This is a genomic window from Janthinobacterium paucivorans, assembly GCF_051380805.1.
Classification (GTDB): domain Bacteria; phylum Pseudomonadota; class Gammaproteobacteria; order Burkholderiales; family Burkholderiaceae_D; genus Janthinobacterium; species Janthinobacterium lividum_D.
Window position 1 is genome coordinate 25,696 of the sequence record NZ_JBNYXR010000023.1, and the last position, 22,789, is coordinate 48,484.

Annotated in this window: 26 protein-coding genes and 1 rRNA gene; 8 read left to right on the top strand and 19 right to left on the bottom strand. The window is 60.9% G+C overall.

All coding sequences use genetic code 11. From position 1 onward, the window contains the following. Positions 1-111: 111 nt before the first annotated feature. Positions 112-1,149 (top strand): oxidoreductase, encoded by a 1,038-nt coding sequence (locus ACQ4V8_RS20925; protein WP_436572117.1) that lies wholly within the window; start codon positions 112-114, stop codon positions 1,147-1,149. A 59-nt stretch (positions 1,150-1,208) separates the two neighbouring features. On the opposite strand, the gene ACQ4V8_RS20930 is transcribed toward ACQ4V8_RS20925, so the two are convergent. The 4 genes from ACQ4V8_RS20930 to ACQ4V8_RS20945 all read right to left on the bottom strand — a co-directional run bounded on the left by ACQ4V8_RS20930 (position 1,209) and on the right by ACQ4V8_RS20945 (position 3,814). Beyond that, positions 1,209-1,673 carry a hypothetical protein gene (locus ACQ4V8_RS20930; protein WP_010393174.1) on the bottom strand — a complete coding sequence of 155 codons (465 nt, stop codon included), beginning with the start codon at positions 1,671-1,673 and terminating at the stop codon, positions 1,209-1,211. A gap of 65 nt (positions 1,674-1,738) precedes the next feature. Continuing rightward, complete coding sequence (locus ACQ4V8_RS20935; RefSeq protein WP_010393172.1) at positions 1,739-1,930, bottom strand: YqaE/Pmp3 family membrane protein; 192 nt, start codon at positions 1,928-1,930, stop codon at positions 1,739-1,741. Between the two features lie 93 nt (positions 1,931-2,023). Then, positions 2,024-2,899, bottom strand: coding sequence for an alpha/beta fold hydrolase (locus ACQ4V8_RS20940; protein WP_010393170.1), 876 nt, complete (start codon positions 2,897-2,899; stop codon positions 2,024-2,026). A 21-nt stretch (positions 2,900-2,920) separates the two neighbouring features. Beyond that, positions 2,921-3,814, bottom strand: a complete 894-nt coding sequence (locus ACQ4V8_RS20945; RefSeq protein WP_010393168.1) for a LysR family transcriptional regulator — start codon at positions 3,812-3,814, stop codon at positions 2,921-2,923. A gap of 125 nt (positions 3,815-3,939) precedes the next feature. On the opposite strand from ACQ4V8_RS20945, the gene ACQ4V8_RS20950 reads away from it, so the two are divergent. Together ACQ4V8_RS20950 and ACQ4V8_RS20955 are read left to right on the top strand one after the other, a co-directional pair. Further along, entirely contained in the window at positions 3,940-4,683 is a 744-nt protein-coding gene (locus ACQ4V8_RS20950) for a sulfite exporter TauE/SafE family protein (RefSeq protein WP_128089100.1), read from the top strand. Beyond that, positions 4,683-4,925, top strand: a complete 243-nt coding sequence (locus ACQ4V8_RS20955; protein ID WP_436572118.1) for a GNAT family N-acetyltransferase — start codon at positions 4,683-4,685, stop codon at positions 4,923-4,925. Before ACQ4V8_RS20950 ends, ACQ4V8_RS20955 begins: the two co-directional genes overlap by 1 nt. Here ACQ4V8_RS20955 and pyrE read toward each other — a convergent pair. Further along, a complete protein-coding gene (pyrE, locus tag ACQ4V8_RS20960; RefSeq protein ID WP_010393161.1) occupies positions 4,922-5,584 on the bottom strand; it encodes an orotate phosphoribosyltransferase in 663 nt (220 codons plus the stop codon). The two genes, ACQ4V8_RS20955 and pyrE, sit on opposite strands and share 4 nt — an antisense overlap. A 108-nt stretch (positions 5,585-5,692) precedes the next feature. Here pyrE and ACQ4V8_RS20965 point away from each other — a divergent pair, with 108 nt between their 5' ends. Continuing rightward, positions 5,693-6,469 carry an exodeoxyribonuclease III gene (locus tag ACQ4V8_RS20965; RefSeq protein WP_010393158.1) on the top strand — a complete coding sequence of 259 codons (777 nt, stop codon included), beginning with the start codon at positions 5,693-5,695 and terminating at the stop codon, positions 6,467-6,469. 6 nt (positions 6,470-6,475) lie between these two features. Here ACQ4V8_RS20965 and ACQ4V8_RS20970 read toward each other — a convergent pair whose 3' ends face one another. From ACQ4V8_RS20970 to ACQ4V8_RS21030, 13 genes are all read right to left on the bottom strand, one after another. Further along, positions 6,476-7,354, bottom strand: coding sequence for a pseudouridine synthase (locus ACQ4V8_RS20970; RefSeq protein ID WP_208760700.1), 879 nt, complete (start codon positions 7,352-7,354; stop codon positions 6,476-6,478). 34 nt (positions 7,355-7,388) lie between these two features. Beyond that, on the bottom strand, positions 7,389-8,291 hold the full coding sequence (locus tag ACQ4V8_RS20975; protein WP_010393154.1) for a M48 family metallopeptidase: 903 nt from the start codon (positions 8,289-8,291) through the stop codon (positions 7,389-7,391). Next, positions 8,272-9,531 (bottom strand): AmpG family muropeptide MFS transporter, encoded by a 1,260-nt coding sequence (locus ACQ4V8_RS20980; protein ID WP_010393152.1) that lies wholly within the window; start codon positions 9,529-9,531, stop codon positions 8,272-8,274. Before ACQ4V8_RS20980 ends, ACQ4V8_RS20975 begins: the two co-directional genes overlap by 20 nt. Then, positions 9,531-10,142: a methionine biosynthesis protein MetW gene (metW, locus tag ACQ4V8_RS20985; protein WP_010393150.1), complete on the bottom strand. Its 612-nt coding sequence runs from the start codon at positions 10,140-10,142 to the stop codon at positions 9,531-9,533. Before metW ends, ACQ4V8_RS20980 begins: the two co-directional genes overlap by 1 nt. Next, a complete protein-coding gene (gene metX / locus ACQ4V8_RS20990; protein WP_082260910.1) occupies positions 10,139-11,338 on the bottom strand; it encodes a homoserine O-succinyltransferase MetX in 1,200 nt (399 codons plus the stop codon). Before metX ends, metW begins: the two co-directional genes overlap by 4 nt. Positions 11,339-11,544: 206 nt before the next feature. After that, positions 11,545-13,287 (bottom strand): phosphoenolpyruvate--protein phosphotransferase, encoded by a 1,743-nt coding sequence (gene ptsP, locus ACQ4V8_RS20995; protein ID WP_070346564.1) that lies wholly within the window; start codon positions 13,285-13,287, stop codon positions 11,545-11,547. Between the two features lie 44 nt (positions 13,288-13,331). Beyond that, the gene (locus ACQ4V8_RS21000) at positions 13,332-13,601 is read right to left on the bottom strand and encodes an HPr family phosphocarrier protein (RefSeq protein ID WP_010393142.1); all 270 of its coding nucleotides are present in this window, start codon (positions 13,599-13,601) and stop codon (positions 13,332-13,334) included. Between the two features lie 92 nt (positions 13,602-13,693). After that, positions 13,694-14,098: a PTS sugar transporter subunit IIA gene (locus tag ACQ4V8_RS21005; protein WP_029496035.1), complete on the bottom strand. Its 405-nt coding sequence runs from the start codon at positions 14,096-14,098 to the stop codon at positions 13,694-13,696. A 2-nt stretch (positions 14,099-14,100) separates the two neighbouring features. Then, positions 14,101-15,069: a glutathione synthase gene (gene gshB / locus ACQ4V8_RS21010; RefSeq protein WP_010393137.1), complete on the bottom strand. Its 969-nt coding sequence runs from the start codon at positions 15,067-15,069 to the stop codon at positions 14,101-14,103. 97 nt (positions 15,070-15,166) lie between these two features. After that, a complete protein-coding gene (gene gshA, locus ACQ4V8_RS21015) occupies positions 15,167-16,465 on the bottom strand; it encodes a glutamate--cysteine ligase (protein ID WP_010393135.1) in 1,299 nt (432 codons plus the stop codon). Between the two features lie 204 nt (positions 16,466-16,669). Beyond that, positions 16,670-18,205 carry an ammonium transporter gene (locus tag ACQ4V8_RS21020; RefSeq protein WP_436572119.1) on the bottom strand — a complete coding sequence of 512 codons (1,536 nt, stop codon included), beginning with the start codon at positions 18,203-18,205 and terminating at the stop codon, positions 16,670-16,672. 11 nt (positions 18,206-18,216) lie between these two features. Continuing rightward, positions 18,217-18,555, bottom strand: a complete 339-nt coding sequence (locus tag ACQ4V8_RS21025; RefSeq protein WP_010393464.1) for a P-II family nitrogen regulator — start codon at positions 18,553-18,555, stop codon at positions 18,217-18,219. 11 nt (positions 18,556-18,566) lie between these two features. Then, a complete protein-coding gene (locus tag ACQ4V8_RS21030) occupies positions 18,567-19,334 on the bottom strand; it encodes a TorF family putative porin (protein WP_436572120.1) in 768 nt (255 codons plus the stop codon). Between the two features lie 269 nt (positions 19,335-19,603). On the opposite strand from ACQ4V8_RS21030, the gene ACQ4V8_RS21035 reads away from it, so the two are divergent. From ACQ4V8_RS21035 to ACQ4V8_RS21050, 4 genes are all read left to right on the top strand, one after another. Continuing rightward, positions 19,604-19,852: an accessory factor UbiK family protein gene (locus ACQ4V8_RS21035; protein WP_029496062.1), complete on the top strand. Its 249-nt coding sequence runs from the start codon at positions 19,604-19,606 to the stop codon at positions 19,850-19,852. Positions 19,853-19,963: 111 nt separating this feature from the next. Beyond that, entirely contained in the window at positions 19,964-21,484 is a 1,521-nt protein-coding gene (locus ACQ4V8_RS21040; protein ID WP_010393461.1) for a YifB family Mg chelatase-like AAA ATPase, read from the top strand. 64 nt (positions 21,485-21,548) lie between these two features. Then, positions 21,549-22,094 carry a hypothetical protein gene (locus ACQ4V8_RS21045; protein WP_436572121.1) on the top strand — a complete coding sequence of 182 codons (546 nt, stop codon included), beginning with the start codon at positions 21,549-21,551 and terminating at the stop codon, positions 22,092-22,094. A 180-nt stretch (positions 22,095-22,274) separates the two neighbouring features. Continuing rightward, on the top strand, positions 22,275-22,619 hold the full coding sequence (locus ACQ4V8_RS21050) for a DUF1840 domain-containing protein (protein WP_010393459.1): 345 nt from the start codon (positions 22,275-22,277) through the stop codon (positions 22,617-22,619). A gap of 60 nt (positions 22,620-22,679) precedes the next feature. On the opposite strand, the gene rrf is transcribed toward ACQ4V8_RS21050, so the two are convergent. After that, positions 22,680-22,789, bottom strand: a 5S ribosomal RNA gene (rrf, locus tag ACQ4V8_RS21055); the annotation flags it as partial.

Sequence of the window (22,789 nt, forward strand, 5' to 3'; positions counted from 1 at the left end):
TGTACCAAGAAGGGATGCTGCGGCATCCCTTTTTTTATGCGCCGCATCGGCGCTGGCGACGCACGCTTGCGGGTATGATCATGGATTCTTCCACGCACCTGTGAGCCCGCCATGAACAAGATCAAAACCGGCCTGGTCGGCTACGGCTTTGCCGGCGCCACCTTCCACGCCCCCGTGCTGTCCAGCGTCGACGCCCTGGAACTGACGGCCGTCGCCTCCAGCAAACCGGAGCTCGTGCTCAAGGATTGGCCGAATACGACCGTGTATGCGCAAGCGGCGCAGCTGTTTGCCGATCCGTCCATCGAGCTGGTCGTCATCGCCGCGCCCAATGAAGCGCATTTCAGCCTGGCCCTGGCGGCCCTGCAAGCGGGCAAGCATGTGGTGGTCGACAAGCCATTCACCATTTCCAGCTTTGAAGCGCAGAGCCTGATCGCGCTGGCGCAGGAACGCAAGCTGGTGCTCAGCGTGTACCACAACCGGCGCTGGGATGGCGACTTCCTGACCCTGAAGGCGTTGCTGGCGCAAGGCACGCTGGGGCGCATCACCAGCGTCGAATCGCATTTCGACCGTTTCCGCCCCGAGATCCGCCAGCGCTGGCGCGAGTCCGACGCGCCCGGTGGCGGCTTGCTGTACGACCTGGGCCCGCACATGCTGGACCAGGCCATGCAGCTATTCGGCCGGCCGCAAAAACTGTCTGCCGATATCGTGCTGCAGCGTGATGGCGCCCAGGCAGTCGATTATTTCCACCTTGTGCTGTACTACGAGCGCCTGCGCGTCGTGCTGCAAGCCGGCTGCCTGGTGAAGGCGCCGACGGCGCGCTTCGCCGTGCATGGCGACAAGGGTAGTTTCGTCAAGTTTGGCCTCGATCCGCAGGAAGATGCACTGAAGGCGGGCGGCAGGCCGGGACAGCCTGGCTGGGGCAAGGACCCCGTGCGCGGCGCGCTACACCTGGGCACGCAGCCGGACGGACATTGCGAACACCTGGAAATGCAGGCGGGCCGCTACCAGGACTTTTACCAGGGCATGGCCGACGCGATTCGCCACGACGCACCGGCGCCCGTGGCAGCCGAAGATGCGGCGGCGACGATACGCCTGATCGAACTGGCACTGCAAAGCGCGGCAGAAGGCCGCGTGCTCGCGGTCAGCTGATGCAAGCTCAGTGGATCAGGGTCAGCTGATGAAGGCGGCCAGCAGCACGACGCGCGGCATCAAGACTGGCCCTGGTTCGTTCCCGCCGGCCAGACCAGTTCCACGCGCGCCGACGATCGCGCCTTGACCTGCACCTGGCGTTCCAACGTCTGGCCGGCCAGGGTGGCGCGCAGGCTGTAGCTGCCAGGCGCCAGTTTCGCCAGCAGGAATGGTCCGCTGGCCGTCGTTTCCAGCACCATGATGCCCTTGGCATCGCGTATTTCCAGCTTCACGTCGGAGGCAAATTGCGCCTTGCCCGCCGTTTGCACGGAAAACACCAGGCTCAAGGGCCAATGCCGGCTCGCACTCTTGATGGCAGACGACTCATCGAGGCCGATGCCGCCGCTCAGGTATTGCACCGCGCCGCTCTTTTGCACAGGCGGCAAAGCGCTAACACTCTGCGCCTGCGCTGCACTTCCCAACAACAGCGCGCCGGCCAGCATCGCCGCCGCCAGGCTCAAGGTACCGCGTTTGTCTGGTGCCATCTCACTGTCCTTATGTTGTTTGAATCAAGATGGGAAACGCAGCTTAAGCCAGCGTTAGAACACGATCAGCGGCGGCGCATGGCCTCGGCGATTTTCTGGTCCGTCTTGTACTGGCTCAGCGCATACACGGCCCAGATCGTCGCTGGCAGCCAGCCGATCACGGTGATTTGCAGGATCAGGCAAATGATGCCGGCAATCGGGCGGCCGATGGTAAAAAAGGTCAGCCACGGGAGTATCAGGGCAATCAGTAAGCGCATCGTTCGTTCCTTGAGTATTCCCCTGTGCCGCGGGGACCGGGCCGGCACGCCGGCAGTCAATTCAGCTAAGCCGATTATAACGATACCTGTGCCTCACACTGCTGCTGGCACACACAGTTTTTCCATCCAGGCCAGGATCGCGGCAAAGATCGTCTCGCGGTTCACTTCATTGAAATTCTCGTGGTAATTGGCCGGGTAGAAATGGTAGTCGAGCAGGCCATCGGGCACGCTGCGCAGCAGGCTTTCCGTGGCGCCGCTGTTGGCCAGCTTGTCGTCGCCCGCCACTGCGGCAAACAGGGGGAAGCGCCAATCCGACAAGCCACCCGCCAATTGCTTTTGCGCCGACGTCAATGCATGGGCGAAGCGTACCGACGCGGCGCTGGCGCGGATGCCGTCGCGCTCGTCCTGGAAATGGCGTGCAGTGATGGCTTGATCGTGCGTCAGCAACATGGTCAGATTGCCCAGCGGCACTTTCATCAGGGGGAAACGCCTGGCCAGCCAGCCCGACAGCATCTGCAGCACCTGCGGCACGGGAATCGCATTCACGTAGTACGGCGATGAAATGACAAATCCCTTGATGGCCGGGTCGCCCGCAAAACGCCGCAGTCCCAGGTGGGTGGCGATCAAGCCCCCCATCGAGTGGCCCATGACAAAAATCGGCACGCCCGGATACGTTTGCTTGACCCAGGCGAGGAACAGTTGCGCGTCGTCGAGGAAGGCGTCGAAGGAAGCGATATCGACCTTGCGCTTGCCATCGTGGCCGACCATGTCGAAGCTGACGGTGGCGATGTCGTGCTGGCGGAAGAACAGCGCCGGCGTGACATAGTCGCCCGCATGCGCCATGCCGCCGTGGATCGCCAGGATCACGGCGCGCGGCTGTAGTGGCGGTGGCGGCTGCCAGATGTGGATGGGCCGCTCGACCCGGTCGCTGCACAGCAGGCTGGCCATCTTGTCTTCTGAAAAACGCATCGCTGCTCCTGTCATGCCCTGTCACGCTTTCAAATGATCGATCAACTGGCGCGCATACAGGGGTAATTCACTGAACTGGCGCACGCAAATAGTCAGATTGCGTACCGACCAGGGATCGGATAATTCCAGGCAGCGCAGCGCCATCGTCTGCTGGCAGCGGCTTGCCGCCGCCAGAGGCACCACGCTGATGCCAACGCCGCTGGCCACCATGCGGCACACGGCATCGAAACTGCGCAGGCGCACGCGCACCTTCAACGGACGGCCCAGGCGCGCCGCGTGCATGCCCAGGTACTGCTGCATCGCGCTGTCGTCGGCCAGGCCGATGAAATCATGATCGAGCAAGCTGGCAAAGTCGACGGCGCCATCATGGCCCAAGGCGCGGTGATGCACGCCATCGGCCGCCGTGATCACCACCAGCCGGTCAGGGCGGAACAGAAACGTCTGCAAGCCGCGCATGTCGACCGAGTCGGACACGATGCCCATATCGGCCAGCCCTTCCGAGACGGCCTTGACGATATCGTAACTGAGGCGCTCTTCCAGGTCGATGGTCAGGTTCGGATGGCGGTCGAGGAAAGCGCCCAGCGCCTCGGGCAAAAATTCGCTGAGTGCAGCCGTGTTGCACAGCAGGCGCAACTGCCCTTTCAAGCCAAGCGCAAATTCGCCGAGCTCACCGCGCATTTTCTCCATTTGCAGCAACACGAGGCGCGCGTGATGCAGCAGCGTCTGCCCTACCGGTGTCGGCGCCACGCCGCGCCGCCCGCGCAGCAGCAGGGGCATGCCCAGCATCTCTTCCATGCCGCGCACGCGTGCACTGCTGGAGGCCAGCGCCAGATGGCTGCGCGCGGCGCCCGCCGTCAGGCTGCCCGCCTCCACCACGTTGACAAACAGCTGCAAGTCGACCAGATCAAAACGCATGACAGCTCTCCTTTTCGCCATCTTATCAGCCTTCGGCTATCCCTTAGGCTGACTCAACATAATCCATCTTGGCGAAAGTCACGGGCAAGCGCAGAATCCACGCAAAATCAATTTGGAATAGAAAGATGGAGATGTCATTCCTGCTGGCCGTCGGCGCCAGCTTCCTCGTCGCAGGCTTCGTCAAGGGCGTAGTCGGACTGGGCCTGCCGACCGTGGCCATGGGCACACTCAGTCTCGTCATGCCGCCCGTGCAGGCGGCAGCGCTGCTGATCGTGCCGTCGCTGGTGACGAATGTCTGGCAGCTGGCGGCCGGTCCCGGCCTGCACGCCCTGCTGCGCCGTTTGTGGCCCATGCTGGCCACCGTCATGGCCGGCACGCTGGCAGGTGGCGCCCTGCTGACGCAGGACAGCGGTATCGGGGCCGTCGTCGCACTGGGCGTGGCGCTGATGCTGTATGCGCTGGCGGGATTATTCTCGCTGCAGTTGCGCGTGCCGGCGCGGCACGAAGCCTGGCTGGGCCCCATGGCGGGCGCGGCGACGGGGCTGGTGACGGCCGCCACGGGCGTGTTCGTCATCCCCGCCGTGCCGTATCTGCAGGCACTGGGACTGCCACGCGATGCGCTGGTGCAGGCGCTGGGACTGGCTTTTACGGCATCGACCATTGCGCTGGCGGCCAGCCTGGCCGTGCACGGCGACTTCAGCCTCGGTGCGGCCGGCGCTTCCGCGTATGCGCTGCTGCCGGCGCTGGCCGGTATGCTGGCCGGTCAATGGCTGCGCGGGCGCATCGCACAAGAAGTATTCAAGCGCTGCTTTTTTACCGGGCTGTTCGCCCTCGGCCTGCATGCGGCGCTCAAGCCATGGCTGGCGTGATGCACATCGATTGGCAAGGCGACAGCGCGCTGTGCGCGTGGATCGACGGCCAGCAAGTGGCCATGCTCGACATCAGCAAGTACGCGGACGGGGTGACGGTGAACATGCTGTTCGTGAAACCGCCGTTCCGGCGGCGCGGCATCGGCGGCGCGCTGTTGCGGCGCTTGTTGCAATGCCACCCATCGGCCAGCGCTACCTGCAGCGACCCGCGGCTGCGGGCGCTGCTGGAGAGGACTACTTAAATTCCATACCGATTGCGGTATGCGGAAACAGCCTCTTTATATTTCAGCAGTTCCGGATCGGCGCCCGCGCCATTCAGGTAGCCGAACAAGTCGTCCAGGTTGCCGATCGAGATGACGGGAATGCCATACTGTTTCGATACTTCCTGCACTGCCGAACTGGGCGACAGCTGGCCGTCCGGACCCGAACGCTCCATGCGGTCCAGTGCGATCAGCACGGCGCATGGCTCGGCGCCGGCGGCGCGGATCATGTCTACCGATTCGCGCACCGAGGTGCCGGCCGAGATCACATCGTCGATGATGACGACCTTGCCATGCAGCTTGGCACCGACGATGGTGCCGCCTTCGCCGTGGTCCTTGGCTTCCTTGCGGTTAAAGGCGAACGAGGTGTTGCGGCCCTTGCCGGCCAGCGCCACGGCTGTAGCCGACGCCAGCGTGATGCCCTTGTAGGCGGGGCCGAACAGCATGTCGAATTCGACGCCCGAGTCGAGCAGGGTCTGCGCGTAGAACTGCGCCAGCTCGGCCAGGGTGGCGCCGTCATGGAACAGGCCCGCGTTAAAGAAGTACGGCGACTGGCGTCCGGCCTTGGTGGTGAACTCGCCAAACCGCAAGACTCCCTTGGATACTGAAAACGCGATAAACTGCTGGCGTAAATTATTCACATTAGCCTCATTTTTTAAAAGTGCCTGTATTTTAATCCGCGCGCACCGGCGAGACAATCGCCATGCCGCGCCCGCCGGCCCAGGCCAGCGTCCTTTCACTCTAGACCTATGCCAAAAATTATTTCTGCCAACCTGAACGGCATCCGTTCCGCCGCCAAAAAAGGCTTTTTCAACTGGATGGGCACGCAAACGGCCGATTTCATCTGCGTGCAGGAATTGAAGGCGCAACTGCCCGACATGACGCCGGAATTCCTCAACCCGCACGGCTATCATGGCCATTTCCACTACGCCGAGAAAAAAGGCTATTCGGGCACGGGCGTGTACAGCAAGGTGGAACCGGACGCCGTGCATATCGGTTTCGGCAGCCCCGAATTCGATGCCGAAGGGCGCTATGTGCGCTGTGATTTTGGCAAACTATCCGTCATTTCCGTGTACTGCCCGTCCGGCTCGTCCGGCCCGGAACGACAGGAAGCCAAGTTCCGCTTCATGGAGCTGTTCCTGCCGCACCTGCTGGAATTGAAGGCCCTGGGACGCGAAGTGGTCATTTGCGGCGACTGGAACATCGCCCACCACGAAATCGACCTGAAAAATTGGAAGGGCAACAAGAAAAATTCCGGCTTCCTGCCGGAAGAGCGCGCGTGGCTGACGCGCGTCTTCGACGAAGTGGGCTATGTTGACGTGCACCGTGGCCTGGATAAGCGCGAAGAGCAGTACACGTGGTGGAGCAACCGGGGCCAGGCCTACGCGAAGAACGTGGGCTGGCGCATCGATTACCACGTCGCCACCCCTGGCATCGCGGCGCAGGCGCATACGGTCAGCGTGTACAAGGACGAACGTTTTTCCGACCACGCGCCCTTGATCATCGATTACACCATCAAGGCGTAAGCGCCCTCACAGGCTGCGCCGGCTCTCAAAGTGGCGCGGCTCGCCGCTCAAAGGGTCGGTGAAATCGATCGCGCGTGCCAGCAACTGCAAAGGCTGCGACATATCGTCTGCCTTGCACGGCAGGGCCAGCGGGTAAAACGCATCGTTGACGATGGGAATGCCGAGTGCCGCCAGGTGCACGCGCAACTGGTGCTTGCGCCCCGTATGCGGCTGCAGACGGTACAGGCACAGGTCGCCGCGCCGCTCGATCACATCGATGACGGTCTCCGAGTTCGGCTCGCCCGCTTCCTCGCGCATGAGGAAAAACTGCTCGCCCTCGACCATGCGACTGCGGTAAGTGAACGGAAAATCGAGCGGAAAATCGCCGCGCCTCAGGATAGGCGCCAGCGCCTCGTACGTCTTGCGCACTTCGCGGCGCTGGAACAGCGACTGATAGGCGCCGCGACTGGCTATCTGACGCGAAAAAATGACCACGCCAGCGGTCTCGCGGTCGAGGCGGTGGATCGGCGTCAGGTCGGCACTGTCGAGCTGTTTCTTCAGTCGCGTCAGCAAGGTCTCCTGCACGAAGCGCCCGCCCGGCGTCATGGGCAGAAAATGTGGCTTGTCGACGACGAGCAAATGCGCGTCCTGAAACAGGATCTCCTCGTGAAAGGGGATCGGCGTTTCGCGTTCCAGCTCGCGGTAATAAAAAATGCGCATGCCGCGCCGGTAGGCGCTGTCGGGGCCCAGCACGGCACCGTCGCCGTTGACCACTTCGCCGCGCCCCATGCGGTCCTGCCATTGCGCGGCGCTGATCTGCGGATAGCGCTCGAGCAGGAAGCTGATCATGTCCGGCCACTGCCCCTCCGGCAGCCACAGATAGCTGGGCGCGACGCCGTCGCGCATGGGTAGCGGCACAGGGCTGCGAAGCGAAGACATCCTAGCGCGCGGCGATGGCGCTGCTGCGGTACGGCGGCAAGGCGTCCACGCTGACGCCCTTGCTGCGCGCGTACAAGGGCAGCACTTGCGCCATATGGCTATTCATCTGCGAGATGCGGTCCTTGCCGGAAGGATGAGTCGAGAGGAATTCCGGCGGCGCGCCCTTGCTTACGGCAGCCATTTTCTGCCACAGGATCACGCCGGCCCGCGGGTCGAAGCCGGCGCGCGCGGCCAGGTCCATACCGATCAGGTCGGCCTCGCGTTCGTCGTCGCGCGAGAACTTCAGCATCACCCCCTGCGCCGCCATATTCGTGGCGGTGCTGGTGATGCTCGGATCGATGCCCAGCCAGGCCGACAAGCCGGCGCCGGCCAGCTTGGCGCCGACGGCCGCCAGGTTGCCCTTGCCGGCCTGCGCCTGTGCGTGTTCGCGCAGCGCGTGCGAAATTTCATGCCCCATGACGATGGCTACTTCATCGTCGGTCAGATTGAGCTTGTCAATAATGCCGCTGTAAAAGGCGATCTGCCCACCCGGCATGCAAAAAGCGTTCACCTCGTCCGAATTGAGCAGGTTGATCTGCCAGTTCCAGTTGGCCGCCGCCTCGTTCCAGCGCGTAGCGAAGGGGATGATGCGCTGGGCGATGGCGCGCAGGCGCCTGACCTGCGGGTCGCTGGCGGGCAGCAGCGCATTTTTTTCTCTCGCTTCGTTGACCAGCTGCGTGTATTGCTGCTTCGATTGTTCATTGAAATCGGCACCGCCGGCAAAGATGCGCGAACTCGACAAGGGACGCACATTAATGCCGTCTTGCACCACCTGCTGCTGCGAGTGGGCAGATAGCGGTGCCAGCGCGGTGGCCGCGCACAGGCTGGCCAGGACGACATAACGTTTAGGGAATATTGGTGCCATTGGCAGACCTCCATGGGGCAATTTTAGGTAGCATCATCATGGCCGGGAAGGCCAGGAAAAAGCAAACAATGAAAAACGAGAACCAGCCAAGTTCGGCGACCAGAAAGCCCACCGAGGCATTGATCAGGGTGCGCGGCACGGCACTCAAACTGGAAAACAGCGCATATTGGGTGGCCGTGTAGCGCGGGTCCGTGGTGCGCGACAGGAACGCGACAAAGGCAGCCGCACCCAAGCCCAGGCTGGCAAAAGCTTCAAAACCGATCACGGCGCTCAATAGCATGGTGTTCGGCCCCACCTGCGCCAGCCAGGCAAAACCGAGGATGGCGATCGCCTGCAGCGCGCCAAACACCCACAGACCGCGGTTGATGCCCAGCTTGAGCATCCACACACCGCCCACCACGCCACCGGCCAGGCTGGCCCAGAAACCCGTGGTGTTGGCGGCCAGGCCGATCTGCGTCATGGAAAAGCCCAGGTCGAGATAGAACTTGGTCGCCAGCGCCGTGGCCATGCTGTCGCCGATTTTGTAGAGTAATACGAAGGCGAGAATCCACATTGCGTTACGCCAACCATCGCGGGCGATGAATTCCTGGAACGGCAAAATGATGGCTTCGCGCATGGTCTTTGGCGGCGTGCCGTAGACGGTGGGCTCCTTGATCAGCAAGGTACAGACGAGGCCAGGCAACATGAAAGCGGCCGTGATCCAAAAGACGGGCTGCCACGGCATGCGGTCGGCCAGGATCAGCGACAGTGCGCCCGGCACCATGCCCGCCACTTTATAGGCATTGACGATCACGGCGGCGCCCAGACCCTGCTCGTTATCGGCAAGGATTTCGCGCCGGCAGGCATCGATGACGATATCCTGGCTGGCCGACAGAAAGGCGACCCAGCCGGCGGCAGCGGCAATCAGGCCGATCTGCGTGAGTGGATCGAGCATGCCCATGGCGCCGATAGAGAAGAACAGCGCCACCTGCGTCAGGGCCATCCAGCCGCGCCGGCGCCCCAATCCCAGAATGCGGTAGCGGTCCATCAGGGGCGCCCACAGAAATTTCCAGATGTAGGGGAACTGCACCAGCGCGAACAGCCCCAGTGCCTTGACGTTCAAGCCCGACTTGGCCAGCCATGCCTGCAGCAAGTACAGCAGGATGAACAGGGGCAGGCCGGAACTGAAGCCCAGCACCAGCACGGCCAGCATGCGGCCATTGGCGTAGGAACGCCAGCCTGGCGCCGGACTGATCGTCATCAATGCACCGCTTTTTTGCGCAGGCGGAAGACGGCCAGGTCGCCGCGCAAATTCGGCAGCACGGAGACCATCTTGCCTTCGGCCAGGGCCACGCAGTCGATCACTTCCAGGCCGCATTCCTCGGCCAGTTCGCGGAAATCATTGATGGTAGCGCAGCGCACATTGGGCGTGTCATACCACTGGTAGGGCAACGATTTCGACACCGGCATGCGGCCTTTGAGCAATGCCACGCGGTGTGGCCAGTAGGCGAAATTGGGGAACGAAACTATGGCTTCGGCACCCACGCGCACGATGTCGCGCAGCAGCGGCTCGACCTGCTTCATCATCTGCAGGGACGACAGGCACAGCACCGTGTCAAAGCTGTTGTCGCCAAAAATGGCCAAGCCTTTTTCCATGTCCTGCTGAATCACGTTGACGCCACGCAGGGTGCTGGCCAGCACCTTGTCGTCGGCAATCTCGATGCCGTAGCCGCTGCACTCCTTGTCGCTTTGCAGATACTGCAGCATCACGCCTTCGCCGCAGCCCACGTCCAGCACATGTGCCTTGTTCGGCACCCAGTGGGCGATGAAGGCCAGGTCGGGGCGCAGGGCGCTCAATTCGTCAAAAGTCATGCTGTCTCCTTGGCGCCCTGGCGCACGGCGGTGTTCTTGGCTGCTGCATGCGCGCCTACGTTGATGTCATTCCATACCTGGCCATAATAGGCGCGCACCATGTTCATGTAGCGCGAGTCTTCCAGCAAAAAGGCGTCGTGACCGTGCGGCGCGTCGATTTCCGCATAGGTCACCTGGCGGCGGTTGCACACCAGGGCCTCGACGATTTCGCGGCTGCGCTCGGGCGAGAAACGCCAGTCGGTAGAAAACGAAGCGAGGAAAAACTTGGCCTGGGTGCCCGACAGGGCCTTGGCCAGGTCGCCGCCATGCGCGCGCGCCGGATCGAAATAATCGAGCGCCTTGGTAATGAGCAGGTAAGTATTGGCGTCAAAATACTCGGAAAACTTGTCGCCCTGGTAGCGCAGATACGATTCGATCTCGAAGTCGATGCCGAAGCCGAACTTGTAGTCGCCCGTCTGCGCCGCGTCGCGCAGCTTGCGGCCGAATTTCTCGGCCATGTCGTCATTCGACAGATAGGTGATGTGCCCCACCATGCGCGCCACGCGCAAGCCGTTCTTCGGCACCACGCCGTGCGCATAAAAGTCGCCGCCGCGGTAATCGGGGTCGGACAAGATGGCTTGGCGCGCCACGTCATTGAAGGCGATATTTTGCGCCGACAGCTTGGCCGTCGAGGCAATCACCACGCAATGACGCAAGCGCTCGGGGAACATGATGCTCCACGCCAGCGCCTGCATGCCGCCCAGAGAGCCGCCCATCACGGCGGCGAACTGGGTGATGCCCAGTTCATCGGCCAGGCGCGCCTGTGCGCTGACCCAGTCTTCCACCGTGACGACGGGGAAGGAAGCGCCATACGGCTTGCCGGTCGCGGGATTGGTGTGCATGGGCCCCGTCGAGCCGAAGCAGGAGCCCAGATTGTTGACGCCGATGACGAAGAATTTGTCCGTGTCGAGCGGCTTGCCGGGACCGACCATATTGTCCCACCAGCCCGTGCTCTTTGCTGCGTCGGCATACACGCCGGCCACGTGGTGCGAGGCATTGAGGGCATGGCAGACCAGCACCGCGTTCGATTTGTCGGCGTTCAGGGTGCCGTAGGTTTCATACATCAACATATAGTCCCGCAGCGATGCTCCGCTTTGCAGCTGCAGGGGTTGCGCAAAATACATAGTTTGCGGCGAAACGATTCCAATGGATGACATGTGTGTCGGTTTATAAAGGAGGCGGCCCCACGGGCCATAGTCGATGCAAAACCCCGATGATAGGTTTTGCAACATGAGTGCATAACACCTCGCAAAATCGTAGCGAGCGGCAGTGAGTTGTGGCCGAGAAGCGCAGCTGTGCTTGAGCACAGCGAGCATCGCAGGCCGCAAATCGCGACGCGCAGTAGGTTTGGCGAGGTGTTAGTTTACATGAGCTGCAACTGCTGGACAGCTTCCGCGATCACATTTGGTTCCATGGAACGCATAATTTTGCGCATTTGTGGTGCAATCAGGCCCAAATCGCTATTGAGTATCTCTTGCTTGACCGCCAGCAGTTGCGCCGGGTGCATGGAAAACTCGCGCAAGCCCATCCCCAGCAGCAAGCGCGTGAGCTTCACGTCGCCCGCCATTTCGCCACACACGGCCACATCGATGCCCGCCTTGTGGCCAGCCGCGATCGTCATGGAGATCAGCTGCAGCACAGCCGGATGCAGCGGATTGTACAAATGCGCCACTTCGTAATCGACGCGGTCGATCGCCAGGGTGTACTGGATCAGGTCATTCGTGCCGATCGACAGGAAATCCATGCGCTTGACGAACATGGGCAGCGCCAGCGCAGCAGCCGGTATCTCGATCATGGCGCCCACTTCGACGGCATCGTCGAACTTGACACCGTCCTCGCGCAGGCTGGCCTTGGCTTGCGCGATCATGGCCAGCGACTGGTCGATCTCGAAGGCATGCGCCAGCATGGGGATCAGGATGCGCACCTTGCCGAAGGCCGAGGCGCGCAGAATCGCACGCAACTGCGTCAGGAACAGCTGCGGCTCGGCCAGGCAGTAACGGATGGCACGCAAGCCCAGGGCAGGATTCAAGGCCGTATGGTCGGACTGGTCGAGCGGCTTATCGGCGCCGATGTCGAGCGTGCGGATAGTCACCACGCGCCCTTTCATCGACTGCACCGTGTTGCGGTAAGCCTCGAACTGCTCATCCTCGGTGGGAATCTTGTGGGCGCGACCCATGAACAGGAATTCGGAACGGAACAAGCCCACGCCGCTGGCACCCGATTCCAGCGCAAACACGCAATCTTCGGGCAATTCGATATTTGCCAGCAGGGTCACCGGCGTACCGCACCTGGTGACGGCCGGCGTTTTTTTCAGTTTGCCCAGCTTCTTGCGCGCGCGCTGCATGGCCACCTGGCGCTCGCGATACTGCTCCAGCACCAGTGCGCTGGGGTTGGCAATGACGACGCCAGCGTCGCCGTCGATGATCAGCCAGTCGTCCTGCCCGATCAGCATCGAGGCCTGCGACATGCCGACGGCTGCCGGGATATCGAGGCTGCGCGCAACAATGGCCGTGTGCGAATTCTGTCCGCCCACATCGGTGATAAAGCCGATAAAGGAACGGTCGCGGAACTGCAGCATGTCGGCCGGCGAGATATCGTGCGCGACGACGATCATCTGCGCCAGCAATTCATCTTCGGCGGGCGCTTTCGGCAGCAGCTGCTCGGTGCCCAACAAGACCTTCAGCACGCGCTCGGCCACTTGCTGGATGTCGGCCTTGCGTTCGCGCAAATACGGGTCTTCGATTTCGTCGAACTGCGCCGACAATTCATCGATTTGCGTCAGCAGCGCCCATTCGGCGTTGTAATGGCGCGAACGGATGATGTCGAGCGGCGCTTCGGCAATCAGCGGATCCGACAGGATCAGCGCGTGCACGTCGATGAACGCGCCCAGTTCGGTGGGCGCATCTTTCGGCAGTTCGTTCCACAGGGTTTGCAGCTCTTTGTGGACGGCAGCAATGGCGTTTTGCAAACGCTGGACTTCGGCTTCGATCTGTTCCTGGGCGACCAGGTAATGTTTGACGTCTAGGGCGGCCGGCGCCAGCAGATGCGCGCGGCCAATGGCGATGCCGCGGGAGACCGGGATGCCGTGGAGCGTGAAAGATGCCATGGGGTGACCTGTCGGAAGGCGGCTGCGGCTGCGTTCGGCGGGCATTACTCGCCTTCGCCAAACCTGTCATTAATCAGGGCGGTGAGCGCATCGACACATGCTTGCTCATCATCGCCCTCGGCTTCCAGGGTCACTTTCGCGCCCTTGCCGGCGGCCAGCATCATGACGCCCATGATGGACTTGGCGTTGATGCGGCGCGCGTTACGGGTCAGCCAGACGTCGCTCTTGAACTTGGCGGCGAGCTGGGTAAATTTGGCGGAGGCGCGAGCATGCAGTCCCAGCTTGTTGATGATTTCGAGTTCTTTTTGAATCATTTTTATATGGTCTCTATCCCTGAATGCACTACGCTGATGACAATCTTGGTCTATAAAACCCGCCGCCTTCAGGGCGGCGGCCATGTACTTCCTTATTCGCCCACGCGGATACGGTTATCGACGCGCACAGCGCCGCTTTGCGCACCTGCCAGCGCCATCTCCACCACCACGTCGAGCGTGTCGCGGCGGTACGTGATGGCGCGCAGCAGCATGGGCAGGCTGATGCCGGCGATGACTTCCACCCGGCCCGCATCGGCCAGCTTGTTGCAGCAGTTCGACGGCGTGCCGCCCTTCACATCGGTAATCACCAGCACGCCGGAGCCATCGTCGAGGCGGCAGATGGCTTCGGATGCCAGCTTTTGCACTTCCGCCAGGTCCTGGTCTGCGACGACGTCGATAGCTTCAAAACGTTCCGTTGGCCCGCGAAACACATGCGCGCAGGCGGCGATGAACGCCTGTCCCAGCGGTGCGTGGGTCATGAGCAAAATCCCTACCATGGTCATTGCACCTTTTGACGCTGCTGCGCTTGCGCAACGCCATGCTCGACGGCGTCGACAAACATGGCAGCGACATCGAAACCGGTCTGCTGCATGATTTCCTGGAAGCAGGTCGGGCTGGTGACATTGACTTCCGTCAGATAGTCGCCGATGACGTCCAATCCTACCAGCATCAGGCCACGCGCGGCCAGGATCGGGCCCAGTTTTTCAGCAATTTCCAGGTCGCGCGCCGTCAATGGCTGCGCCACCCCCGTGCCGCCGGCGGCCAGGTTGCCGCGCACTTCGCCCGCCTGCGGGATGCGCGCCAGCGCGAACGGCACCGGCTTGCCACCGATGACGAGGATACGCTTGTCACCCTTGACGATATCGGCAATAAAACGCTGCGCCATGATGGTCTGCGCGCCATTCTCGCTCAAAGTCTCGATGATGGCGCCCAGGTTCAGGCCATCGGCCTTGACGCGGAAGATGCCCGTGCCGCCCATGCCGTCGAGCGGCTTGAAGATGACGTCTTGGTGCTTGGCGTGAAAGGCGCGCAGGCGCGCTTCGCTCGACGTCACCAGGGTCGGCGAAGTGAATTCGGAAAACTGCGCAATGGCCAGCTTTTCATTATTGTCGCGGATCGCAGACGGCTTGTTGAAGACGTGTGCGCCCTGCTTTTCCGCCAACTCCAGCAAATACGTGCCATACACATATTCCATGTCAAACGGCGGGTCTTTGCGCTCGATGATGGCGTCCAGGGCCGACAGGCGCACTTCTTCGCTCGATACGATTTTATACCAGTCGTGTTCATCGCCGGTCAACTCGATATGCTGTACCAGTGCCGTGACGATGCCCTCTTCGAGCGCCATGTCCTTCTGCTCGAAGGCGTAGATGGCATGACCGCGCCTGGCCGCCTCGCGCATCATGGCGTAGGTGGAATCTTTGTAAGTCTTGAAGCCTGCCAGCGGGTCGGCAAGGAATGCAATTTTCATGGTGCGTCCAATCGGGGAACCTGGATAAGGAATGCATGATTCTAGCCGAGATCGCCGGGCGCAGTCGTCATCGCGCCCGGCAAACCGCAGTGATGAATCAATACACCTCGGGATTCGGGTCCGTGCGCTCCATTTCCAGCGACGCGGCCAGCAAGGCCAGGCGCGCCACCACGCCATACACATAGAAGCGGTTCGGCGCGGCCGTGCCCGGCTTGGCCTGCAGGTCCGGTACGGCATGCTGCTGGGCAAACGCCAGCGGCACGTACTGCGAGCCGGGCGCGTTCAGATTCTGATCCACGCCGCGCTCCGCATGCACGCGGTAGTAGCCGCCCACCACATAGCGGTCGATCATGTAGACGACAGGCTCGGCGACGGCATCCTTGATGCTTTCAAAGGTCGGCACACCTTCCTGGATGATAACGTCGGTGACGATCTTGCCATCCTTGACGATGGACATCTTGTCACGCTGCTTGCGCGACAAGTCGCGCACTTCGCTGGCGTCGCGCACCGTCATGATGCCCGTGCCATACGTGCCTGCATCGGGCTTGACGATGACGAAGGGCTTTTCCTTGATGCCGTATTCCTTGTATTTTTTGCGGATCTTGGCCAGCAGCACGTCGACGCTGGCGGCCAGCGCGTCTTCGCCCTCGCCTTCCTGGAAGTTAACGTCGCTGCACTTGGCGTGGAAAGGGTTGAGCATCCAAGGGTCGACATCGATCATCTTGCCGAATTTTTTCACCACTTCATCGTACGCTGTGTAGTGGTTGCTCTTGCGGCGCAAGGCCCAGCCAGCGTGCAAGGGCGGCAGCAGGCTTTGTTCATGAATGTTTTGCAAGATATCGGGGATGCCGTCCGACAAGTCGTTATTCAGCAAGATGGTGCATGGATCGAAATCCTTCAAGCCCAGGCGACGGCCATTGTTCAGGCGTACGAGGGGCTCGATGACGAGCATATTGCCATCTGGCAGTGCCAATGGCGTCGGCTGCGTGATCTCGGGCAACCACGAGCCGAGGCGCACGTGCAGGCCCGTCTGGCGGAAAATCTGCATCAGGCGCGCCACGTTTTGCAGGTATTGCGGCGTGGTGTTGTGCAATTCCGGCACCATCAGCAGATTGCGGGCGTCCGGACAATACTTGTCGATGGCAGCCATGGCCGCCTGCACGGACAAGGGCAGCATTTCCGTGGCCAGGTTATGAAAACCACCGGGGAACAAATTGGTATCGACAGGCGCCAGCTTGTAGCCCGCGTTACGCAAGTCTACCGAGCAATAGAACGGTGGCGTGTGCTCTTGCCACTCCATGCGGAACCAGCGCTCAATGGCCGGCGTCGCGGCCAGAATCTTTTTTTCGAGGTCGAGCAGCGGTCCGGTCAGGGCCGTGACGAGATGGGGAGCCATAGTTACATCCTTAAATTATGTGCAGTATTCAAAAAAGCACACAGAACTACCGACTATATTACCGTGTAAGTAGCCTACATCGGGGCAAAGGCCTTGTTTTAAAGACCTTTACGGTTCCCACAATGAAAAAAAGGCACCTCGATGAGGCGCCTTTGCACACCAGACATGCCGCAGCGAAACGCTGGCATGCCTGATTATTATCATTTAACCATGATAAGCCTGCTCACCATGGCTGGTGATATCGAGCCCTTCACGCTCTTCTTCTTCCGGCACGCGCAGGCCGATGACGATATCAACCAGTTTATAGGCGATGACGGAGACCAGGGCCGACCAGATGATGGTGGTGCCGACCGCTTGCGCTTGCACCCACACTTGGTGGCCGATGGAATAGGGATCAGCCGACATTTTGTTGGTAACATAGTCGAAGATACCTTGACCGCCCAGCTGTGGTGCAGCAAACACACCGGTCAGCAGGGCACCCAGGATGCCGCCTACGCCATGCACGCCGAACACGTCGAGCGAATCGTCGGCGCCGATCAGGCGTTTCAGGCCGTTCACACCCCACAGGCAGACGATACCGGCCAGCAAGCCGATGACCAGGCCGCCCATCGGGCCGACAAAGCCGGCCGCAGGGGTGATCGCCACCAGGCCGGCAACGGCGCCCGACGCACCACCGAGCATGGATGGCTTGCCTTTGCTGATCCACTCGCCGAACACCCACGACAGGGTGGCTGCGGCCGTGGCCAGCAGCGTGTTGATGAAGGCCAGGGCCGCCACGTCGCCCGCTTCGAGCGAGGAACCGGCATTGAAACCGAACCAGCCCACCCACAACAGGGAAGCGCCTATCATCGTCATCGTCAGCGAGTGCGGCGCCATCGATTCACGGCCGTAGCCGACGCGCTTGCCAATCATGATCGCACCGACCAGGCCGGCGACGGCAGCATTGATGTGCACCACGGTGCCGCCCGCGAAATCGAGCGCGCCTGTTTGCCAGATCCAGCCTGCCTTCAGGGCTTCGCTGGCCGAGGTGGCAGCGTTGGTGATCAGGTCAGGCCCGGTCCAGAACCACACCATGTGCGCCGCTGGCAGGTAGGCAAACGTGAACCACAGCACGACGAAGGCCAGCACGGCGGCAAACTTGGCGCGCTCGGCAAAGGCGCCAACGATCAGCGCGCACGTGATGGCGGCAAATGTGCCCTGGAAAGCCACGAAGATGAACTCGGGAATGACAACACCCTTGCTAAAGGTGGCGGCGGCGGCAAACGTGCCCTTGGCGGGATCCCAGATGCCGTTCAGGAACAAGCGGTCGAAGCCACCGAAGAAGGCAGTTTTTTCCGTGAAGGCGATCGAGTAACCGTAGATGCACCACAGAACGATGATCAGCGCGAACACCATGAACACTTGCATCAGCACCGACAACATATTCTTGGAGCGCACCAGGCCGCCGTAGAACAGAGCCAGGCCGGGAATCGTCATCAAGATCACCAATAAGGTACTGATCATCATGAAGCTGGTATCGCCCTTATTGGCGACGGGCGCGGCCGCTGGCGCGGCAGCGGCCGGCGCCGGCGCCGCAGCAGCGGGCGCAGCGTCAGGCACCGGCGTCACGGCAGCTGTGGCGACGGCAGCCGTCGTGGCCGCCTCCGTCTTGGCGGGGGCATCGGCAAAGCTCGGCGTAGCGACGCCAAACGCACACAGACAGGCTATCCCAGCGAGTAATTTTGTTATATTTTTACGCATCAATATTCCCCTTAGAGTGCTTCGTTGCCGGTTTCACCGGTGCGGATGCGGATGACCTGTTCCAGGTTGTAGACGAAAATCTTGCCGTCGCCGATCTTGCCGGTACGCGCTGCGCCTTCGATCGCTTCGATGGCCTGGTCCACAATGGCGTCATCGACGGCTGCTTCAATTTTGGTTTTTGGCAAGAAATCAACGACATACTCAGCGCCACGATAGAGTTCCGTGTGACCTTTCTGGCGACCGAAACCTTTGACTTCGGTCACGGTAATGCCTTGCACATTGATAGCCGACAACGCTTCGCGCACTTCGTCCAGTTTGAACGGTTTAATGATTGCAGTAATCATTTTCATGGCAATCTCGCTTAAAAGGTTTTGGATACAGTCAGCACGAGACCGGATTTCGCCAGGTTCTTGCCATTCGGTGCCAGCAACGTGATGTTGGCTTTGACGGCGGCCAGCGCTACGGTCACCACGCCGAAATCCTTGCTCACGCCGATCTTATAATCGTTATAACTGAGGGCATCGTTGTGCTCGACCTTCTGACGCCCGGCATGCAGGTTCAAGATATAGCCATCATGCACGTCGATGTTGGCGCCCACATCGAGGTAGCCGCTGTTCTTGCTGTCGGCGACACCGAACAGATTGGTCGTCGAGTGCGAATACTTGATATAGGCCGGACCATAGCCGAGCTGGCCATACAACTCGAAGGTGTTGGCATTGGTGCTCAATCCATTCGAGGGATAGAAGTAGTACAGGCCGCCCACGTCATAGGTAAAATCCTTGCTGATTTCACCGCGCTTGCCGGCGTAGATATCCCATTCCAGGTTGGTGTCGCCGCCGCTATCCTTGATCCATTTAATGCTCGACAGCCAAGTGCCCACATACAGGCCCGTCGGATTATGGGTATAGTCGGCACCGGCGCTGATGGCAGGGTCGAGACGGCTTTGCGACACACCACGGTAACGGTAGTCGCTGCTCAGCGCCACGTTGTAGCTGACCACGTTATCGGCTACGGCTTCGGCCGCAGCAGGCGCTGCCACGGCATCCTGGGCCATGGCGCTATCGCAAACAGCGGTCATGGCCAGCGTCAACGCTGCGACTAAAGTCATGTTCTTGGACAGATTCTTCATGGCGATTCCCTTTTATTGAACTTTTAAAGCGGTTGAGGTTTAAAATCTTGGCTGGAGATCACAAAGCGTTCATGACATCTTTAGCAGAATACGTGCCAGCTCTCTTGTTAGCTTGACTGGCGCATTTCCGTCCATACTTACCCTGCAAGCCGCCAGGACTGGGGCCACGGCCTGCTGAAGAACAATGAAGTGCCCAGTTGCGCACCAGATTAACACCGCTGTGCACCGCAATGGTGCGATGCACAGGCCGCACCATACAAGGACTGACCGTGGACATGAATACCTTCTTTAACGACTTGCAAGGCAAGATCCATCAAGCCATCGAAAACTCGCCCGCCAAGGATATCGAGAAAAACGTGAAATCGATGATGACACAGGGCTTTGCCCGTCTCGATCTGGTCACGCGCGAAGAGTTTGATATCCAGGCACAAGTACTGGCCAAGACCCGCGCCAAGCTCGATGCACTGGAACTGCGCCTAGTCGAACTGGAAACCCGCCTGAACGAGCCAAAGGCATAAAGTATCGTCAGCAAGGTCGCGTGATAGACGGCCTTGCTGGCATACCTCAAGCCTGACAGCGTTTCAAGCGCTAGACTGATCCCGAGCGCGCTCGCGCTACGGGGGAGTCTGATGAGTCTGGCCGTCCTGAAAAGCCGTGCCTTGGCCGGCATGGAGGCACCCGAGGTAAGTGTCGAAGTGCACCTTGCCAATGGCTTGCCGTCATTTACGATCGTTGGCCTGCCGGATACGGAAGTGAAGGAATCGCGCGACCGCGTCCGCGCCGCGCTGCAAAACTGCGGCTTTGAGATGCCGGCGCGGCGCATTACAGCCAATCTGGCGCCGGCGGACTTACCCAAGGAATCGGGCCGCTTCGACTTGCCGATTGCGCTGGGCATCCTGGCTGCCTCCGGCCAGTTGCCGAGCGAACAACTGCAGCACTACGAATTTGCGGGCGAACTATCGCTTTCGGGCCAACTTCGCCCCATCCGCGGTGCTTTGGCCATGACTTTTGCCATGCAGCGCAGCCAATCGGGGCCGCCACGCGCCTTCATCCTGCCGCGGGCCAACGCGGACGAGGCGGCGCTGGTCAGAGACGCCTGCATCTATCCCGCCCACAGCCTGCTCGAGGTCTGCGCGCATTTTGCCGTGCCCAACGGCCAGGCCGCCCTGCAGCGCCATCAACCGGTGCTGGCAGCGCAGGCGTTTACGTATCCCGACTTTGCCGACGTGCAAGGGCAGTTGCAAGCGCGACGCGCACTGGAAGTGGCGGCCGCAGGCGGGCATAACGTCTTGATGGTGGGCCCGCCGGGCGCAGGCAAGACCATGCTGGCCAGCCGCTTCCCCGGCGTGTTACCGCCCATGAGCGATGACGAGGCGCTGGAATCGGCCGCCGTGCATTCACTGGGTGGCCATTTTAAAGTGGAACACTGGAAACGTCGTCCCTACCGTGCACCGCACCAAACGGCATCTGGCGTCGCCTTGGTGGGCGGCGGTAACGTACCGCGTCCGGGAGAAATCTCGCTGGCCCATTGCGGCGTGTTGTTTCTCGATGAAATCGCCGAATTCCAGCGCCGGGTACTCGATGTCTTGCGCCAGCCCATGGAGTCGGGCATCATCAGCATTTCGCGCGCGGCCCGCCAGGCCGAGTTTCCTGCCCGCTTCCAGTTAATCGCCGCCATGAATCCCTGCCCGTGCGGCTATTTGGGGCACGCTTCCGGTCGTTGCCGCTGTACGCCAGAGGCGGTGCTGCGTTATCACAGCCGCCTGTCCGGCCCGCTACTTGAGCGCATCGACTTACAAATCGAAGTTGCCGCCATACCGCCCGCGGCGCTGGGACGGCACGCAGGCAGCGGCGAAAGTACGCAAGCCATCGCGGCCCGCGTGGCGGCAGCCTTTTCGCTGCAGCTGGCGCGCCAGGGAAAAACAAACCAGCGCCTGAGTAGCACGGAAATCGAACAGCACTGTCGTCTGGAAACACATGGTGAACAACTACTAGATGGCGCCATGTCACGCCTGCACTGGTCGGCCCGCACTTACCACCGGGTACTGCGCGTGGCGCGCAGCATCGCAGACTTGGCGGGGAGTCCCGCGATCATGCAGCCGCACGTTGCCGAAGCGATCCAGTATCGGCGTGTACTGCATGAAATATAAGGCGAGCGCTGAAAGCCACAAGTGCGCGATTGCGCGTGGCTGGCGTCACTGCTACCATCTGCTGATGAAAAAAACATCACTTGCGATCTTCCTGGCCGCGCTCGCTACCGCCTGCACGCTCTGCGCATGCAGTCCGAAATTCGACTGGCGCGACTATCGCAGCCCCGACGCGCAGTTCACAGCCTTGTTTCCAGGCAAGCCGGCAGTGTTGACACGCACGGTCGATCTCGATGGCAAAAAAATCAGCCTAACCATGACGGCGAGCGAAGTCGATGGCAGCACCTTTGCCATCGGCAGCGCCGTGCTCGACAGCGCAGAACAGGCGCAAGCGGCCCTGCCAGCCATGCAGACAGCGCTGTTGAAAAATATTAACGGCACCGTGCGCAGCGAAAAATCGGTCTCGGCGGCCAGCAGCAATGCTGCCGGAACGCACCAGCGCAGTTCGCTCAGTATCGAGGCCAACGGCACGCAGCAAGGCAAGACTGTCTTGCTGGTCGGCCGTTTTGTGGCACAGGACAAGCACCTCTTCCAGATCATCATTCTCGGTGAAGAGCGCAAGCTGTCGCGTGACACCATCGACACTTTCATGGACTCGGTGAAACTGGATTGAGACTTAACGATCGCTTAAACAGGCGATAGCCTGGAATAGCCGCTCTTGTAAATACGTGGATAGTCCAACAGATGACGGTAAACGGCACGCAGATGTGCAATTCGGACAATTCGACAGCCTGTGTGATATTTCAAGTCGTGATATTGTTTCGACACTAACAACAAGTCTTAGAAAGCACGTATGTTGATCTCATTCAAATCCAAATCCTCCCCTGAAGTGCTGATGTTCCAGGAACATGCCCAGCGTATCCTCGACATCCTGCACAAGAATCCTACGCGCGGCGTCATCACGCCTACAGAAGCGGGAGATGCCTTGGTCCTGCTGGAAAAGGAAGTCGCGGAAAGCAGATTGCATCCGGAAAATGACATCGAACACGATGCCCATACGCCAGAAACGCTGGAAGATGGCGAGACCGGCACCCATGCGCGTGCACAGAAAGTGCATTTTTCGCAACGCGCCTATCCCCTGATGGAAATGTTGCGCTCAGCCAGTGCAGAAGGTGAAAGCATCACCTGGGGCATCTAGTGCGGTGCACGCTGCAGACGAAAAAAAACCCCGCATCCGCGGGGTTTTTTTATATAACAAGCCTGACGATAACCTACTTTCACACTGGTTGCAGCACTATCATCGGCGCAAAGTTGTTTCACGGTCCTGTTCGGGATGGGAAGGGGTGGGACCAACTTGCTATGGTCATC

Coding starts and splice junctions, on each gene's coding strand:
- ACQ4V8_RS20975 (WP_010393154.1), bottom strand. CDS start 8,291: ATGGCACCAATATTCCCTAAACGTTATGTCGTCCTGGCCAGCCTGTGC.
- ACQ4V8_RS21000 (WP_010393142.1), bottom strand. CDS start 13,601: ATGATTCAAAAAGAACTCGAAATCATCAACAAGCTGGGACTGCATGCT.
- ACQ4V8_RS20955 (WP_436572118.1), top strand. CDS start 4,683: ATGCACATCGATTGGCAAGGCGACAGCGCGCTGTGCGCGTGGATCGAC.
- gshA (WP_010393135.1), bottom strand. CDS start 16,465: ATGGCTCCCCATCTCGTCACGGCCCTGACCGGACCGCTGCTCGACCTC.
- ACQ4V8_RS20970 (WP_208760700.1), bottom strand. CDS start 7,354: ATGCGCGACGGCGTCGCGCCCAGCTATCTGTGGCTGCCGGAGGGGCAG.
- ACQ4V8_RS20940 (WP_010393170.1), bottom strand. CDS start 2,899: ATGCGTTTTTCAGAAGACAAGATGGCCAGCCTGCTGTGCAGCGACCGG.
- ACQ4V8_RS21025 (WP_010393464.1), bottom strand. CDS start 18,555: ATGAAAATGATTACTGCAATCATTAAACCGTTCAAACTGGACGAAGTG.
- ACQ4V8_RS20945 (WP_010393168.1), bottom strand. CDS start 3,814: ATGCGTTTTGATCTGGTCGACTTGCAGCTGTTTGTCAACGTGGTGGAG.
- ACQ4V8_RS20930 (WP_010393174.1), bottom strand. CDS start 1,673: ATGGCACCAGACAAACGCGGTACCTTGAGCCTGGCGGCGGCGATGCTG.
- ACQ4V8_RS21045 (WP_436572121.1), top strand. CDS start 21,549: ATGAAAAAAACATCACTTGCGATCTTCCTGGCCGCGCTCGCTACCGCC.
- gshB (WP_010393137.1), bottom strand. CDS start 15,069: ATGAAAATTGCATTCCTTGCCGACCCGCTGGCAGGCTTCAAGACTTAC.
- ACQ4V8_RS20935 (WP_010393172.1), bottom strand. CDS start 1,930: ATGCGCTTACTGATTGCCCTGATACTCCCGTGGCTGACCTTTTTTACC.
- ptsP (WP_070346564.1), bottom strand. CDS start 13,287: ATGGCATCTTTCACGCTCCACGGCATCCCGGTCTCCCGCGGCATCGCC.
- metX (WP_082260910.1), bottom strand. CDS start 11,338: ATGTCATCCATTGGAATCGTTTCGCCGCAAACTATGTATTTTGCGCAA.
- ACQ4V8_RS20965 (WP_010393158.1), top strand. CDS start 5,693: ATGCCAAAAATTATTTCTGCCAACCTGAACGGCATCCGTTCCGCCGCC.
- metW (WP_010393150.1), bottom strand. CDS start 10,142: ATGACTTTTGACGAATTGAGCGCCCTGCGCCCCGACCTGGCCTTCATC.
- ACQ4V8_RS21050 (WP_010393459.1), top strand. CDS start 22,275: ATGTTGATCTCATTCAAATCCAAATCCTCCCCTGAAGTGCTGATGTTC.
- ACQ4V8_RS20950 (WP_128089100.1), top strand. CDS start 3,940: ATGGAGATGTCATTCCTGCTGGCCGTCGGCGCCAGCTTCCTCGTCGCA.
- ACQ4V8_RS21005 (WP_029496035.1), bottom strand. CDS start 14,098: ATGGTAGGGATTTTGCTCATGACCCACGCACCGCTGGGACAGGCGTTC.
- ACQ4V8_RS21020 (WP_436572119.1), bottom strand. CDS start 18,205: ATGCGTAAAAATATAACAAAATTACTCGCTGGGATAGCCTGTCTGTGT.
- ACQ4V8_RS21030 (WP_436572120.1), bottom strand. CDS start 19,334: ATGAAGAATCTGTCCAAGAACATGACTTTAGTCGCAGCGTTGACGCTG.
- ACQ4V8_RS20925 (WP_436572117.1), top strand. CDS start 112: ATGAACAAGATCAAAACCGGCCTGGTCGGCTACGGCTTTGCCGGCGCC.
- ACQ4V8_RS20980 (WP_010393152.1), bottom strand. CDS start 9,531: ATGACGATCAGTCCGGCGCCAGGCTGGCGTTCCTACGCCAATGGCCGC.
- ACQ4V8_RS21040 (WP_010393461.1), top strand. CDS start 19,964: ATGAGTCTGGCCGTCCTGAAAAGCCGTGCCTTGGCCGGCATGGAGGCA.